The sequence below is a fragment of the Rugosimonospora africana genome (assembly GCF_016862975.1).
Lineage (GTDB): Bacteria > Actinomycetota > Actinomycetes > Mycobacteriales > Micromonosporaceae > Rugosimonospora > Rugosimonospora africana.
Genome location: NZ_BONZ01000099.1, coordinates 1 through 14,155, shown reverse-complemented (window position 1 = coordinate 14,155; position 14,155 = coordinate 1). Strand labels below are relative to the sequence as shown.

Genomic DNA, 14,155 nt, shown 5'->3' with positions numbered 1-14,155 from the left:
GTGTCTTCCTTGACGAATTCGGGTGGTCAGTGGACGCCTTCGGCCAGCGGGCCGAGAGCGAGCGCGGGCAGGTAGGTCAGCAGGACCACGACCAACGTGACGCCGACGAGCATGCCGACGAACAGCGGTTGGTGGGTCTTGAGCGTGCCGGTGGATTCCGGTACGGGCTTCTGCTTGGCCAGCGAACCGGCCAGACCCATGACGAACACGATCGGCAGGAACCGCCCGAGCAGCATGGCCAACCCGAGCGCGGTGTTGTACCACGTGGTGTTGACGCCGATGCCGGCGAACGCGGAGCCGTTGTTGTTCGACGCCGAGGTGAACGCGTACAGCACCTCGGACAGGCCGTGAGCCCCGGTGTTGAGCATCGAGGCCCGCTCGCCGCCCAGCGCCATCGCGAAGGCCGCGCCGACCAGCACCAGGGTCGGTGTGGTCAGGATGTACAGCGAGGCGAACTTGACCTCGCGGGCACCGATCTTCTTGCCCAGGTACTCCGGCGTGCGCCCGACCATCAGGCCGGCCACGAACACCGTGATGACGGCGAGGATCAGGATGCCGTACAGGCCGGAACCGGTACCACCCGGCGCCACCTCGCCCAGCATCATGTTCGCCATCGGGATGGCGCCACCGAGCGAGGTGTAGGAGTCGTGGAACGAGTCCACCGCACCGGTGGAGGTCAGCGTCGTCGCCCCGGCGAAGGTCGCCGAGTTCAGCACGCCGAACCTGCTCTCCGTACCCTCCGTCGCCGCGCCGACCGCCTGCGGCACCGTGCCGTGGTGCATGCCCTGCAGCACGTTGAGCACGACGATGCTGCCGACCGCCATGATGGCCATCGCGGACACGATCGCGTAGCCCTGCTTGTTGCTACCGACCATCCGGCCGAACGTACGAGGCAGCGAGAACGAGATGACCAGGAGCAGGAAGACCTCCAGCCAGTTGGTCCAGCTGGCCGGGTTCTCGAACGGGTGCGCGCTGTTGGCGTTGTAGAAGCCACCGCCGTTGGTACCCAGTTCCTTGATGACTTCCTGGCTGGCCACCGGGCCACCGGTGACGTGTTGGGTGGCGCCGGCCACGGTGGTGATGTCGTGACCCGCCGACAGGTTCTGGATCGCGCCACCGGCGATCAGGACGATCGCGCTGATCACCGCCATCGGCAACAGGATCCGGATGCTGATCCGGACCAGGTCCACCCAGAAGTTGCCGAGCTGGTTGGTCCTCCTCCGGGCGAAGCCGCGCACCAGCGCGACGGCCACCGAGATGCCGACGGCGGCGGACACGAAGTTCTGCACCGCCAGGCCGGCCATCTGCACCAGGTGCCCCATCGTGGACTCACCCGAGTAGGCCTGCCAGTTCGTGTTGGTCACGAAGCTGACCGCGGTGTTCCAGGACAACGACGGGGTCACGTTGGTGAAGCCGAGGGAGAGCCACAGGTGGCTCTGCACACGCTGGAACAGGTAGAGGAACAGGATGGAGATGACCGAGAAGGCCAGGACGCTGCGGGCGTAGACACCCCAGGTCTGCTCGCCGTCCGGGTTGACCCCGATCACCCGGTAGATGCCGCGCTCCACGACGGAGTGCTTGGTCCGGGAGACCACGCGGTACATGTAGTCGCCGAGTGGCTTGTAAACCAACGCCAGTACGACGACCAGTGAGGCGATGAATATGACGCCTGCGGCCGTGGGACTCATCTAGAAACGCTCCGGGAACAATAGGGCCACCACGAGAAATACGCTCAACACGATCGCCAGGACCAGGCCGGCAATATTCGCCGCGCTCACGCCGCCGCCTCGCTTCGCTCCGAGGCGGCGGCGTGAGCGGCGCTGGCGCCGCAATACCGGTTCGCTCGCATACGCTCGCTCACAGCCGCTCCACCGCCTTGACCACCAGTGCCAGGACGCCGAAGAGCGCCACGGTCAACAGCACGAACGCCAGATCAGGCATCGCGCTTCTCCTCCTCATTGATGTGAGCCACCAAGGCATGCCATTCGGCCTCGGCGCGCCAGCGCGTTCGCAGCTGGGAAATCTGGTGACGGGCCTCACCGGCGGCGAGGCCGAGTGCGCCTGCCATCACTAGCAGCATCATCCGGTACAGATCGGACGAACCATGCCAGGAGAGTTCGCCGAACCGGTCGACCAGGAACCCGTTGACCACCAGCCAGCCCAACAGGGCGACCGGAGCCAGCGCGACCTGGTCGACACACACGACGGCGGACCACCCCACGGCGACCGCCACCACCGCGAACCGCCAGCCGGTGTCCTGCACCGGAATCGGGGCGGCCACCACCGCGGCGACAAGGACAAACCCGGCACCGATGCCGATGTTTATCCCTACGGGAGTTCGGCGACCGTCCGTGTCAGCCTGTACGGACAGCCGCCGGCTGCCCGACCTCATCAACACGTCCCTCTCCTGACCGGCGCGACACACGATCCGCCTCGGATCGCGGATCGAAGTACAGTCGGAGCGCAAGTCAGTCGGTAGAGGTCATGACGAAAAAACAACAGCGGCGACCCGCATCTTGACGCTTTCTTCACGCCGGGGGCACTTGCCCGGTCCCAGCGCCCGGGTCAGCGTTCGGCGACGCCGCGCCGGGGTCTACCCTCGCCGCTCGGCGACACCCGCACCGAGGCTTACCGTCAGCTTTCGCGCGGCGAGGCCTACCGTCAGCTTTCGCGCGGCGCCGGGCCGAGGACCGCCTTGAAGAACCGGCTCAACTCGGAGCCGAACGGGTCGTCGGTCACCAGGTAGGTCCACGTCGCGCTCGGGCGCACCAGCCCCGCGTCGGCCAGGCTCCACCCGTCGCCGGACAGGTCGACGGTGTCGAAGGTGTCCAGGGTGCGCTGCTCCGCGTCGGCGAACAGGGTGCGGAAGGCCGGTACGGCGCACCGGTGGAACTCGTCGAGCGGATCCAGCCGTCCCAGTACCCGCAGGTGCACGCCCTCGCGAATCTCCGACAGGTATGCCAGATGCTCCGCCCAGCACCGGTCCAGGTGGAACAGCGCGATGGCGCGGGCCGCGCCGTCCACGACCGGTGCGCCCACCCGCTCGCACGCCGATTCGTAGCGCCCTCCGCTGCGCTCGGCCAGCAGTCGCGCCGGGGCGTCGGTGGTGAGCAACTCCTCCCGCCGTCGCGCGAGGGCCCGGCGCTGCCGCTCGATGAGGTATCCGTAGCGCCAGGTGTTGCGGTGCAGCTCGGCGTTGCTGCCTTCGGCGACGCGCTGGGCGTGCGCGATCAGGCGTCGCGCCTTGCGACCGGGAACCCGCCCGTCATCGTCGAACTCCGCCCGCTGCCGTACCCGGTCGACCAGGTTGCCGGCGTGGGTGAGCACCAGGGAGTCGTCGAGGCTGACGAAGAACACCGAGCGGCCCGGGTCGCCCTGCCGCCCCGCCCGGCCGCGCAGCTGGGCGTCGACGCGCCCGCTGTCGTGCCGGCCGGTGCCGATGATGTAGAGCCCGCCGAGCGCCGCGACCTGGTCGTGCCCGGCCTGGTCGCCGCCGCCCAGGCGGATGTCGGTGCCCCGGCCGGCCATCTGAGTCGACACGGTCACCGTGCCGAGGCTGCCCGCCTCCGCGATGATCGCTGCCTCGGCGGCGTCGTTTTTCGCGTTGAGCACGGTGCACGGAACGCCACCGGCGCGCAGGTCGGCGGCCAGCCGCTCGGACTCCTCGACGTCGAGGGTTCCGACGAGCACCGGCCGGCCCGCCTCGTGCGCCTGCCGGATCTCGGCCAGCAGCGCGTCGTGCTTGTCTTCCGTCGTGAGGTAGACCCGGTCCGGCTCATCCACCCGTACGCACGGCCGGTTGGGCTCGATGACCGCGACCTCCACCCGGTAGAACTCGCGCAGCGCGTCGCCGACCCCGGCGGCTGTCGCGCTCATCCCGCACCGGGTCGGGTACAGGCCGATCAGGGCCTGGACGGTGATCGTCGCCAACACCTCACCCTGGGCGCTAAGGGTGAGGCCCTCCTTGGCCTCCACCGCGGCCTGGAGCCCGTCGGGCCACCGGCGGCGCAACGCGACCCGGCCCCGGAACTCGTCGACCAGCTCCACGGCGCCGTCGCGCACGATGTAGTCCACGTCGCGGTGCAGCAGTTCCCTGGCGTGCAGCGCGAGGTTGACGGCGGTCAGCTGGGGCAGGTGCTCCACCGCGTACAGGTTGATCCCGCCGAGCGCGGCCTCGGTCGCGCGCAGGCCGGCCTCGGTGAGGTGCACGGCCCGGCCGTCGTCGAGCCGCTCGAAGTCGCTGCCGCCTCGCAGCCGGCGCACGATCGCGGCGGCCCGGCGGGCGAGGTCGTCGGCGCCCTCCACCCCGCCGGCCACGACCAGCGGCACGCGGGCCTCGTCGATCAGGATCGAGTCGGCCTCGTCGACGATCACCGTGGCGAGCGGGCGCTGGACCCGGTCGTCCACCGTCAGGCAGAGCCCGTCGCGCAGGTAGTCGAACCCGACCTCGCTGACCGAGACGTAGGTGACGTCGCGACGGTATGCGTCCCGCCGTTCGTCCACTGTGGACTGTTCGGTCACCCAACCGACGGTGATGCCGAGCGCCCGGTAGACCGGGGCCATCCACTCGGCGTCCCGCCGGGCGAGGTAGTCGTTGACGGTCAGCACGTGCACCGGCGAGCCCCGCCGGACATATCCGAACGCCGCGATCGCGGCGGCGAGGGTCTTGCCCTCGCCGGTGGCCATCTGGGCGACGTGCCCGGCGAGCATCGCCAGTGCCCCGACGAGCTGGACGTCATAGGGCCGCTGGCCCAGCCCGCGCCGGGCCGCCTCCCGGCCCAGCGCGCAGATCTCCACCAGGTCGTCGGCCGGCACCGAGGCCGCCGCCGCGGCCAGTCCGGCGTCGTCGAGGTCGGCGACGGACGCCTCCCGCGCCTCGATCGCGGACAACGGTCGGGCCAGCGCGGCGGTGTCGACGACCGTGCCCGGCCGCTCCCTCAGGCGGTCGAACCCGGCCCTGATCCCCATGCGAAACCACGGTAGCCGCTGCCGGGGCCGCCGTCAGCCCGCTCGCGGACCAGCCAGGGCGGAAACACGTTTGACGGACTGTCAGACCCCCCGGGCATGATGGTTCCGCTATGCGAATCAGTCCTTACCGTCACGTGCTCAGCCTGCCCGGCGTGCGCGGCATCGTGCTGCTCGGGTTCTTCGCCCGGATCCCGGTCACCGCGGTGGGCATCGCGCTGACCCTGCACGTGGTCAACGCGCTGCACCGCGGCTACGGCGCCGCCGGCCTGATCACCGCGGCCTACACGGTCGGCTCCGCGGTCGGCTCGCCGCTGGCCGGGCGGTTCCTCGACCGGCGCGGCGGGCGGCCGGTGGTCGCGGTGACCACCCTGGTCCAGGCCGCCTGCTGGGCCGCCGTGCCGGTGCTGCCCTATCCGGCGCTGATCGGCGTCGCGGCGGTCGCCGGGATGTTCTGCGTGCCGGTCTGGGGCCTGGTGCGGCAGTCCCTGTCCACCGCGGTACCCGAGGAACACCGGCGCCCGGCGTTCGCCCTCGACTCGATGGCGGTCGAGGTGTCCTTCATGATCGGACCGGCCGCGGCCGTCGCCCTGTCCACCTCCCTCGGCAGCCGCCCGGCCATCGCGCTGATCGGCACCGGGATCGTGCTCGCCGGGGTGCTTCTGTTCGTCATGAACCCGCAGGTGCGGCCCGACGGGGTCGACGCGGCCGGGGCCGCCGTGCCCCGGCGCACCTGGGTCGGGCCCCCGCTGGTGGCGATCCTGGTCGCCGGCTGCGTGGCGACGTTCATTCTCAGCGGCACCGACCTGACGATCGTGGCCACCCTGCGCCAGGCCGGCGCGGTGTCGCTGACCGGCGTCGTGATCGCGCTGTGGTGCGCATACTCGCTGATCGGCGGCCTGATCTTCGGCGGGCTGCGACGCGGCGTGCCGGTGCTGGGATTGGTGCTCGCGATGGGTCTGCTGACCGCACCGATCGGCCTCGCGCCGAGCTGGCAGGTGCTGTGCGTGGCGCTCGTCCCGGCCGGGTTGCTGTGCGCGCCCACCGTCGCGTCCGCCAACGACACGCTCAGCCGGCTGGTCCCGGCGACCTCGCGCGGGGAGGCGATGGGTTGGTTCAGCTCCGCGATGACCGCGGGCACCAGCCTGGGTTCGCCGTTCGCCGGGCTGGTCATCGACCATGTGGGTCCGGGCGCGGCGTTCGCCGCCGCGGGAGCGGTCGGCGCGGTGGCCGCCTTGGTCGCGATCCCGGCGGCACGGTCGCGCACCCGCACCTCCGCGGGGCACCCGGCACCCGGGCCGGCGCTGGCCCTGTCGACCGCCCGCGACGCCGAGGGCCGGTAGAGCCGAGGGCCGGCAGAACCGAGGACCGGCAGAACCGAGGACCGGTAGACATGCCGGCGCACGGCCGGCGGCGATCGACCGCCGGCCGTGGAGTCCTTCGTTAGACTCGCCACGCGGCCCGGCCGAGCACGAGGGCCTGTGCTCGCCTCCGCCAGAAGGCGGCCTCGGCTGCGCTCAGGGGAAGCACGACGACTGGTGGTGGTGATGGGAAACGCGAAGTCCGTCAGTGTCACCGACGTCGCGGCGAGGGCGGGCGTTTCCCTGGGTACCGTGTCCAACGTCCTCAACCGTCCCGAAAAGGTCGCCGAGGGCACCCGGGCCCGGGTGTTGCGGGCGATCGGCGAACTCGGCTTCGTACGCAACGAGGCCGCGCGCCAGATGCGGTCCGGGCGCAGCCGCACGATCGGCCTCATCGTGCTGGACACGGGCAATCCGTTCTTCACCGACATCGCGGCCGGAGTCGAACACACGGCGGCGGAGTCCGGGCTCTCCCTGTTCCTGTGCAACAGCGACGAGAAGACCGAGCGCGAGCGGCACTACCTGAGCCTGCTGGAGGAGCAGCGGGTGTATGGCGTGCTGGTGACCCCGGTGCTCGGCCGCAGCACGCTCATCGAGGACATCCGCCACCGCGGCACCCCGGTCGTGCTGGTCGACAGCGGATCCTCCCGGCAGCAGTGCTCGGTGTCGGTCGACGACGTGGTCGGCGGCGAGCTGGCCGTCGGGCACCTGCTGCGGCAGGGCCACCAGCGCATCGCCGTCGTCGGCGGACCGGTCAGCATCAAACAGGTCGCCGACCGGGTGGCCGGCGGCCGAGCCGCGTTCCGGGCGGCCGGTCGCGACCCTAGGCAGCTGAGCTTCATCGAGACCGACGCGCTCAACGTCGCGGGCGGGCGCATCGCCGGCGAGCGGATCGCCGGGATGCCGGCCCGGCGCCGGCCCACCGCCGCGTTCTGCGCCAACGACCTCCTGGCGCTCGGCCTGCTCCAGGAGATGACCCGCCGCCGCGTCGACGTACCGGGCGAGTTGGCGATCGTCGGGTACGACGACATCGAGTTCGCCGCCGCGGCCGCGGTGCCGCTGACCTCGGTACGCCAGCCCCGGATGCAGTTGGGCCAGGCCGCCGCGTCCCTGTTGATCGAGGAAGTGGCGCAGGCCGAGACACACCGGCACCGGCAGGTGGTCTTCGAGCCCGAGCTGGTCGTGCGCGAGTCGAGCGACGCCGGCGAGTAGGCGCCGGGCATCGATCGCGCTGGGCATCGATGGGCCTATTTGGCGCGTGATCGTTGCGTGAGCGTGGCGTGATTCGGTCGTTCGACGATGCGCGTGGTCATATCCCGGACCGCGCCACACGCGCAGCCGGCCCGTTGTTCCCACCTCGCGACAAGGAGAACGAGCAATGACAATGCTCAGACGGATCGTGACCACTATCGCCACGACCCTGGCGCTTGCCGCACCGGTCTTCCTCATCGCCTCGCCGGCGAATGCCGCCGCCCGTGACGGCGTCTGCGACAGCGGCGAATTCTGCTACTACTACAACAGCGACGAAGCCGGCGCCATCTCCGACTTCACCACCTCGGTCAGCGACTACGGCACCACCGAACCGTCCTGCTACGACTTCAAGGGCTCCGGCAACGGCGCGGGCACCTGCATCAAGAACAACGCCGCCTCGGTGTGGAACCGATCCAGCCAGACCGTCCGGGTCTACTACAACACCGGCTACGCCGGCTCTTACCAGGACTTCGCCGCGGGCGCCAAGGGCAACCTCAACGCGACGCTGAAGAACAACAACGCCTCGCACCAGTTCCTCAGCTCGGGCGGCGGCACCGCCTGCTCGACCTCGGGCCTCGGGGACCCGAACACCTGCGCACAGGCGGTGTCCTGGGCCAAGTCGCACGAGACGACCACCTACCACGCCGACTACTACGACCGTTGCGACCACGTGGTCGGCCTGGCGTACGGGTGGAGCGCTTCCGGCTCGACCACGGCGTACAACCACTGGCTCGCGGTGCCGTCGGCGTACAAGCACGCGGGTGACCGCAACGTCCCGGCCGGCGGGCTGGCGTTCTTCAGCGGTGGCGCGGGTCACGTGATGATCTCTATCGGCGGTGGCCAGTTCGTCTCCAACGACATCGGCGGCAACGGCACGCTGACCGTCACCACGATCGCAACGATCGAAAGCCGCTGGGGCAAGCCGTACCTCGGCTGGACCCAGCCCTGGTTCCAGGCGAACCACTGACCGATCAAGCAACCGGCCTCGGCGCGCCTGCTCGGTGCGCCGGGGCCGGGAGCCTAGAGCTGCATGGTGTCGACTCTGTCCAGCAGGTCGCGGGGCTCGGCGGCCTCGGGATCGTTCAGGTCTTCGAAGATCTGCATGGCCGCCCGCCAGGATCGGCGGGCGGCGGCGTGTTCGCCGGCGGTGTTCTGGTTGCGGCCCAGTGTCACCAACGCGCGGGCCTGTCCGTGGCGATTCCCGACCGTCTCGTGGAGGGTGATCGCCGCGGTGAGGGCTTCCGAGGCGCGATGGTAGGCGCCCGTGCTCGCGTACACATCGCCGATGTTGCCGAGTGTGATGGCTTCGCTGTAGTGGTCGCCGACCTCGCGGTAGATGCCCAGCGCCTCGTGGTTGTGCCGGATGGCGGCGTCGGCGTCGCCGAGTTCGGCAAAGCACAGCGCCATGTTGGCGATGGCCAGGCCCACGCCGTGGCGGTTGCCGGAACGCGCGTGGAGGGTGCGCACCTCGGCGAACGTGTCGCGCGCCAGCTGAAACTGGCCTCGTTCGCCGTACACGACGGCGAGACTGTTGAGCGTGACAGGTTCGCGCTGCGCGTCGCCGGTCTCGCGATGCAGGTCGAGCGCCTGCTGGTAGTGGTCGATCGCCTCGTCGTACCGCCGGTTCTCGCACAGCGCGGTACCCAGGCAGGCCAGCAACGCCCCTTCGGCTCTGCGGTCGGCCGCGAGGCGTGCGCAGGCCAGGCCGATCTCGCTGGCCGCCGTCCAGTCGTCGCGAATCTTGGCGACGTAGTAGTACGACCAGAGCGTCAGCGCCAGCTGCCACGCGACGCCGTACGAGCCGGCAGAGGCCGCGAGCCGCACCGCCGCGATCAGATTGGCTTGTTCGAGCTGGCACCAGTCGAGTGCGGCGGCGTGGTCGTCGAAGACGAGGGCCGTCACGCCGGCCGGCGCCGGATCGATCGGAATGGGCAGGTGATGCGGGCGGATCAGGTCCGCGGCGTTCGACGCCGCGTGCAGGTACCAGGCGAGGAGCCGTTCCATCGCGGCCTGCCGGGTAGCGGGCGGGTCCTCGTGTTCGGTCCGCTCACGGGCGTAGACATGGATGAGGTCGTGCAACCGGTAGCGATCTGGCGCCGGACACTGCACGAGGTGGCTGGCGACCAGGGCGTCCACGGCCGATCCGGTGACCGCCGTACCGTTGCCGATCAACGCGCCCATGCCGGCCAGTCCGATGTCCGGTCCCGGCCACAGCCCCAACGTGCGGAACATGGTGGCCGCCCGCGTGCTGTCCGGCAGCCGTGCGTAGCTGGCCATGAAGCTCGCGCGGATCCCGAGGTCGTCGAGGTCGAACTGGTCCAGCCGGGAACGTACGTCGGCGAGGCGGTCGGCCAACGTCTGGATGCTGTTGTCCGGACGGGCGGCAACTCGGGCGGCCGCGATCCGGATCGCCAGTGGCAGCCCCGCGCACACCCGCAGCACCCGGTCGACGGCGCCGGGTTCGGCTCCCGCTCGCTGCCGGCCGACGATCGCGGCGAACAGCGCCGCCGCGGTCTCGTCGTCCATCAGGTCCGCCCCGACCCGGATCTTCGTGGGCAGCGTGGCGAGCTCGTCCCGGCTGGTCACGATCACCGCGCTGCGGGTCGAACCGGGCAGCAGCGGGCGGATCTGGACCGTGTCCCGTACGTCGTCGAAGACGAGCAGCGTCCGGCGGTCGGCCAGCAAGCTCCGGTACAGCGAGAAGCGCTCCGTCTGATCGGCCGGCACCTGAGCCGGATCAACGCCCAGCTCACGAAGCAGCCGGCCGGCCACCTCGCCTGGATCCATCGGAAACTCGCTGCTGCCGCGCATGGACACGTACAGCTGACCGTCGGGAAAGCCGCCGCGCACCCGGTGGCCGACGTGTACGGCGAGCGTGGTCTTGCCCGCGCCGCCGGCGCCCGTGACAGCGGCAACGACCGGCGTGGCGTCGGATCGGGCGGGATCGGCGGCGAGTGCGCGGCACAAGGCGCTCACCGAACTGGCCCGCCCGGTGAAGTCGCCGAGGTCGGCCGGCAGTTGAGCCGGAACGACAGTGGCTCGTCCGCGCACGGCGACCGGACTGGTGGCCGGTCCCGCGCCCTCGGTCAGGATCGCCTGCTGCAGCCGCTGCAGCGCGGCGCCGGGCTCGACGCCAAGCTCCTCCACGAAGATGGCCCGCGTGGCCTGGAACGCGGCGAGCGCGTCGGCTCGCCGGCCCGTGCGATGGAGCGCCGTGATGAGCTGCTCGTGAAACCGCTCGTGCAGCGGATATGCCGCCAGCAGTTGCGTGAGGTCGCCAAGGACGTCCTGCGGCCTGCCGTCGGCGATCTCGGCGTCGAGGCATGCCTCCCAGGCCGACACGCGCAGTTGCGTGAGGACATGGCCGTCGCCGCGCTGCAGGCGGCTGGACGCGACGTCGGCCAGTGGCTCGCCACGCCACAGGCCGAGCGCTGAACGCAGCACCTTGGCGGCTGCCGCGTGGCCGCCTTCGGCCGCCTTCGCCTGACCGGTGACCCGCAGCTCGAGAAATCGGGCCAGGTCCAACTCGTCTGCGCGGAGGTCGATGACGTAGCCGGCCGGAACCGTTCGAATGCGGCCGCCCAGCGGCCCGAGCATCTGCCGCAACCGTCCAACGTAGGTGTTCAACGCCGCGCGGGCCTTCCGCGGCAGCCGATCCTCCCACAGCAGGTCGGTCAGCTCATCGATGGTCACCGCTTGGGGCGTGCGCAGCAGCAGGACGGCCAGGAACACGCGCAGCTTGGCCGCGGCGATCGGGACTTCAACGCCGTCCATGCGAACGCTCAGCGGCCCGAGGATCCCGAAAATCGGTGTCTCCACGCAGCTCGACCTCCGTTTGATCAGAGTGTGATCACATTAATCGAGCGGGGGCGATGAAATCCGCGTGGACGCGGCGTGTGCGTCACATGACCGCCATCGCCGGCGAGGGCGTAGACAGCGATATCCGCCTATATTATGACTCCCGCTCCGGCTGGAACTGCGCCGTCAACGTCAAGCCGTCAACGTCAAGCCGTCGACGTCAGGCGGCCTCCCGAGGGAGAGCGCGCTGGCGAAACCGCCACCGCGGGACGAACGGCGCCGCCGGGTACAGACCCTCGGGGCGCGCGGGCGGCTTGGATCCGGTACCGAGGTTGCGCCCATGAAACTCTCAGGCATCCGCGCGACTGTGGGCCGATGGCAGTACGACCAACCCGACGTGAGCTGCTCGTGGGCGGCGCCGGCCTGGCCGCCGCGGCGGCGCTCGGCGGTGTGGACTACGGCGTGGCCGCCCACTCCGCCGCCCCGGCGCAGGGGCCGGCGGTCCGCAGCTACCTGTCCCGGACCGACCTGCGGCCGCCGGCCATCTCGGTGAAGGTGGTGCGCGGCATACTCAGTCCCGGGCTCCTGCTGCTGACCCCGACGTCGTCGAGCGGGCAGCACGGCCCGATGATCATCGACGAGACCGGCGAGGTGCTCTGGTTCCGGCCGTTGCCGGCGGGCCAGACGGCGACCAACTTCCAGGTCCAGACCTACCGGGGCGAGCCGGTGCTGACCTGGTGGGAGGGCAAGCTCATCACCGGGTACGGCAGCGGCGAGTACGTCGTCCTGGACCGCGGGTACCGCGAACTGGCCCGGTTGAGCGGCGGACCGGGCAGCACCGACCTGCACGAGTTCCAGCTGACCGACGCGGGCACCGCGCTGTCCACCAACTACCAGCAGACCGGCGACCTTCTCGACTGTGTGATCCGCGAGGTGGACGTGGCCACCGGCCGGCCGGTGGTCCAGTGGCGGGCCAGCGATCACGTGTCGCTGTCCGAGTCGTACCAGCCGCGTCCCGGACAGGGTGCCGGACCGTGGGACTTCTTCCACGCCAACGCCGTCGCCGTGGACTCGGACGGCAACCTGCTGATCTCCAGCCGGCACCTGTCGACGGTACTCAAGGTGCACCGCCGTACTGGCGCGGTGATCTGGCGGCTGGGCGGCAAACGGAGCGACTTCCGGGTCGCCGGCGACGCCCGGTTCCACTGGCAGCACGACGTCCGGCGACGCAGCGACGGCACGCTGAGCGTCTTCGACAACGGAGCCGGTGCGACGACCGACGAGAAGCAGTCGCGGGGGCTGATCCTGGACGTGGACGAGTCCGCCCGTACCGCCACCGTGCGCCGGCAGCTGCTGCACCCGAGCGCGCTGTCGGTCCAGACTCAGGGCAGCGTACGGGAGCTGCCTGGCGCCGCCTCCTTCGTCGGCTGGGGGCAGCAGCCGTACTTCTCCGAGTACGCGTGCGACGGTTCGCTGCGGTACGACGCGCAACTGCTGGGCGGCAACTACTCGTACCGCGCCTTCCGCGCCAACTTCGAAGCCGCACCCATCGACACGCCCGCGGTGGCCATCACGCCCGGTGCCGGCGGCGACCACACGCGCACCGGCGAGATGACCGTCCACGTCAGCTGGAACGGCGCCACCCGGATCGCCCGCTGGATGGTCCGCAGCGGCCCGGGCGCGGACGCGCTCACCGCGGTCGCGCTGGCTCACCGGTCCGGCTTCGAGACCCCGATCACCGTGGAGCGGGCGAGGTTCGTGGCCATCGACGCCCTGGACTCCCACAACGAGGTCCTGGGCAGCTCGGCCACGATCACCGTGGCGTCGGCGCTGAGGGCGTAGCGGCTGCGGACGGGCCGTCCCGGGTCAGCCGGCGGGTCCGTTCGGTGTGGTCGCGCATGACCGCTGCCGCCCGGTCCTGGTCGCCGTCGGCGATGGCGCGGATCAGGTCGGCGTGCTCGTCCCACGACGCGCTCCCCCGGGCCGCCGCGACCGGCGTGAAGTGCCAGCGCACCCGGCGGTCGACCTGGGCGGACAGCTCGGCGAGCACGGCGTTGTCGCCGATGCCCAGGATGTAGGCGTGCAGCTCGGCGTTCGCGCCGACCATCCGCTCCGGGTCCTCGGCGGCGACCGCTTTGCGGCCCGCCTCCCACAACTGCCACAGGTGGGCGACGTCCTCGTCGGTGCGCAGCGCGGCGGCACGCCGGGCGGACTCGGTCTCCAGCAGCGTCCGCACCGCGAGCAGGTCGTCCGCCTCTTTCTCGGTCGGGGCGTGGACGAACGCGCCCTGTCCCGGGCGCAGGTCGACCCAGCCCTCCGCGTGCAGTTGCTGGAACGCCTCGCGGACCGGCTGGCGGCTGACGCCCAGCATCTCGGCGAGTTCGCCCTCGCCCAGGTGCTCGCCGGGCTGGAGCGTACGGCTGATGATCAGCTCCACGAGCGCGTCGAAGACCGCCTGGCGCAGCGGTACCGGCCGGGTGACCGGGCCCCGCACGGCGCGGAGGGCGGCGGCCCGCTCGGTCCCGGCTCGATCGGTCCCGGGCTGAGCTGGCGATCTCTTACCGCCTGTCATGCCGCCTCCTCCAGCTCCCCCGCCGCCGGATGGTCTCCCGCCGACCGGCATGCCTACCAGTATCGATAGCACCATCAGTCACGAACCGGATAACCGAGAATCGTATACAGTCTACAATATGGCAGCGGCGCAGCGGCGCAGCGGCGCAGCGGCGCAGCGGCGCAGCGGCGCAGCGGCGCAGCGGCGCAGCGGCGCAGCGGCGCAGCGG

General features: G+C 70.9%; 10 protein-coding genes. 4 read left to right on the top strand and 6 right to left on the bottom strand.

Translation table 11 applies throughout. The features are described from left to right. Positions 1-26: 26 nt before the first annotated feature. From kdpA to secA2, 4 genes are all read right to left on the bottom strand, one after another. Positions 27-1,688 carry a potassium-transporting ATPase subunit KdpA gene (gene kdpA, locus Raf01_RS43085; protein ID WP_203923933.1) on the bottom strand — a complete coding sequence of 554 codons (1,662 nt, stop codon included), beginning with the start codon at positions 1,686-1,688 and terminating at the stop codon, positions 27-29. Beyond that, positions 1,689-1,778 carry a K(+)-transporting ATPase subunit F gene (gene kdpF / locus Raf01_RS51085; RefSeq protein ID WP_203923932.1) on the bottom strand — a complete coding sequence of 30 codons (90 nt, stop codon included), beginning with the start codon at positions 1,776-1,778 and terminating at the stop codon, positions 1,689-1,691. A 155-nt stretch (positions 1,779-1,933) separates the two neighbouring features. Then, positions 1,934-2,284 carry a hypothetical protein gene (locus tag Raf01_RS43075; RefSeq protein ID WP_203923931.1) on the bottom strand — a complete coding sequence of 117 codons (351 nt, stop codon included), beginning with the start codon at positions 2,282-2,284 and terminating at the stop codon, positions 1,934-1,936. 377 nt (positions 2,285-2,661) lie between these two features. Further along, positions 2,662-4,968, bottom strand: coding sequence for an accessory Sec system translocase SecA2 (gene secA2 / locus Raf01_RS43070; RefSeq protein ID WP_203923930.1), 2,307 nt, complete (start codon positions 4,966-4,968; stop codon positions 2,662-2,664). A 110-nt stretch (positions 4,969-5,078) separates the two neighbouring features. On the opposite strand from secA2, the gene Raf01_RS43065 reads away from it, so the two are divergent. The 3 genes from Raf01_RS43065 to Raf01_RS50235 all read left to right on the top strand — a co-directional run bounded on the left by Raf01_RS43065 (position 5,079) and on the right by Raf01_RS50235 (position 8,544). Then, positions 5,079-6,308, top strand: a complete 1,230-nt coding sequence (locus tag Raf01_RS43065) for an MFS transporter (RefSeq protein WP_203923929.1) — start codon at positions 5,079-5,081, stop codon at positions 6,306-6,308. A gap of 204 nt (positions 6,309-6,512) precedes the next feature. Further along, the gene (locus tag Raf01_RS43060; protein ID WP_203923928.1) at positions 6,513-7,538 is read left to right on the top strand and encodes a LacI family DNA-binding transcriptional regulator; all 1,026 of its coding nucleotides are present in this window, start codon (positions 6,513-6,515) and stop codon (positions 7,536-7,538) included. A gap of 166 nt (positions 7,539-7,704) precedes the next feature. Continuing rightward, entirely contained in the window at positions 7,705-8,544 is an 840-nt protein-coding gene (locus Raf01_RS50235) for a peptidase inhibitor family I36 protein (RefSeq protein ID WP_239134425.1), read from the top strand. A 53-nt stretch (positions 8,545-8,597) separates the two neighbouring features. On the opposite strand, the gene Raf01_RS43050 is transcribed toward Raf01_RS50235, so the two are convergent. Then, on the bottom strand, positions 8,598-11,396 hold the full coding sequence (locus Raf01_RS43050; protein ID WP_203923927.1) for an AfsR/SARP family transcriptional regulator: 2,799 nt from the start codon (positions 11,394-11,396) through the stop codon (positions 8,598-8,600). A 354-nt stretch (positions 11,397-11,750) separates the two neighbouring features. Here Raf01_RS43050 and Raf01_RS43045 point away from each other — a divergent pair, with 354 nt between their 5' ends. Then, the gene (locus tag Raf01_RS43045; RefSeq protein WP_203923926.1) at positions 11,751-13,217 is read left to right on the top strand and encodes an arylsulfotransferase family protein; all 1,467 of its coding nucleotides are present in this window, start codon (positions 11,751-11,753) and stop codon (positions 13,215-13,217) included. Here Raf01_RS43045 and Raf01_RS43040 read toward each other — a convergent pair. Next, positions 13,189-13,947, bottom strand: a complete 759-nt coding sequence (locus tag Raf01_RS43040; protein WP_203923925.1) for a GntR family transcriptional regulator — start codon at positions 13,945-13,947, stop codon at positions 13,189-13,191. The genes Raf01_RS43045 and Raf01_RS43040 overlap by 29 nt on opposite strands. Positions 13,948-14,155 lie beyond the last annotated feature (208 nt).

What these genes read in the sequence shown, in the direction of transcription:
- kdpA (WP_203923933.1), bottom strand. Translation starts at nt 1,688, where the DNA reads ATGAGTCCCACGGCCGCAGGCGTCATATTCATCGCCTCACTGGTCGTC.
- secA2 (WP_203923930.1), bottom strand. Translation starts at nt 4,968, where the DNA reads ATGGGGATCAGGGCCGGGTTCGACCGCCTGAGGGAGCGGCCGGGCACG.
- Raf01_RS43065 (WP_203923929.1), top strand. Translation starts at nt 5,079, where the DNA reads ATGCGAATCAGTCCTTACCGTCACGTGCTCAGCCTGCCCGGCGTGCGC.
- Raf01_RS43060 (WP_203923928.1), top strand. Translation starts at nt 6,513, where the DNA reads ATGGGAAACGCGAAGTCCGTCAGTGTCACCGACGTCGCGGCGAGGGCG.
- Raf01_RS50235 (WP_239134425.1), top strand. Translation starts at nt 7,705, where the DNA reads ATGACAATGCTCAGACGGATCGTGACCACTATCGCCACGACCCTGGCG.
- Raf01_RS43045 (WP_203923926.1), top strand. Translation starts at nt 11,751, where the DNA reads ATGGCAGTACGACCAACCCGACGTGAGCTGCTCGTGGGCGGCGCCGGC.
- Raf01_RS43040 (WP_203923925.1), bottom strand. Translation starts at nt 13,947, where the DNA reads ATGACAGGCGGTAAGAGATCGCCAGCTCAGCCCGGGACCGATCGAGCC.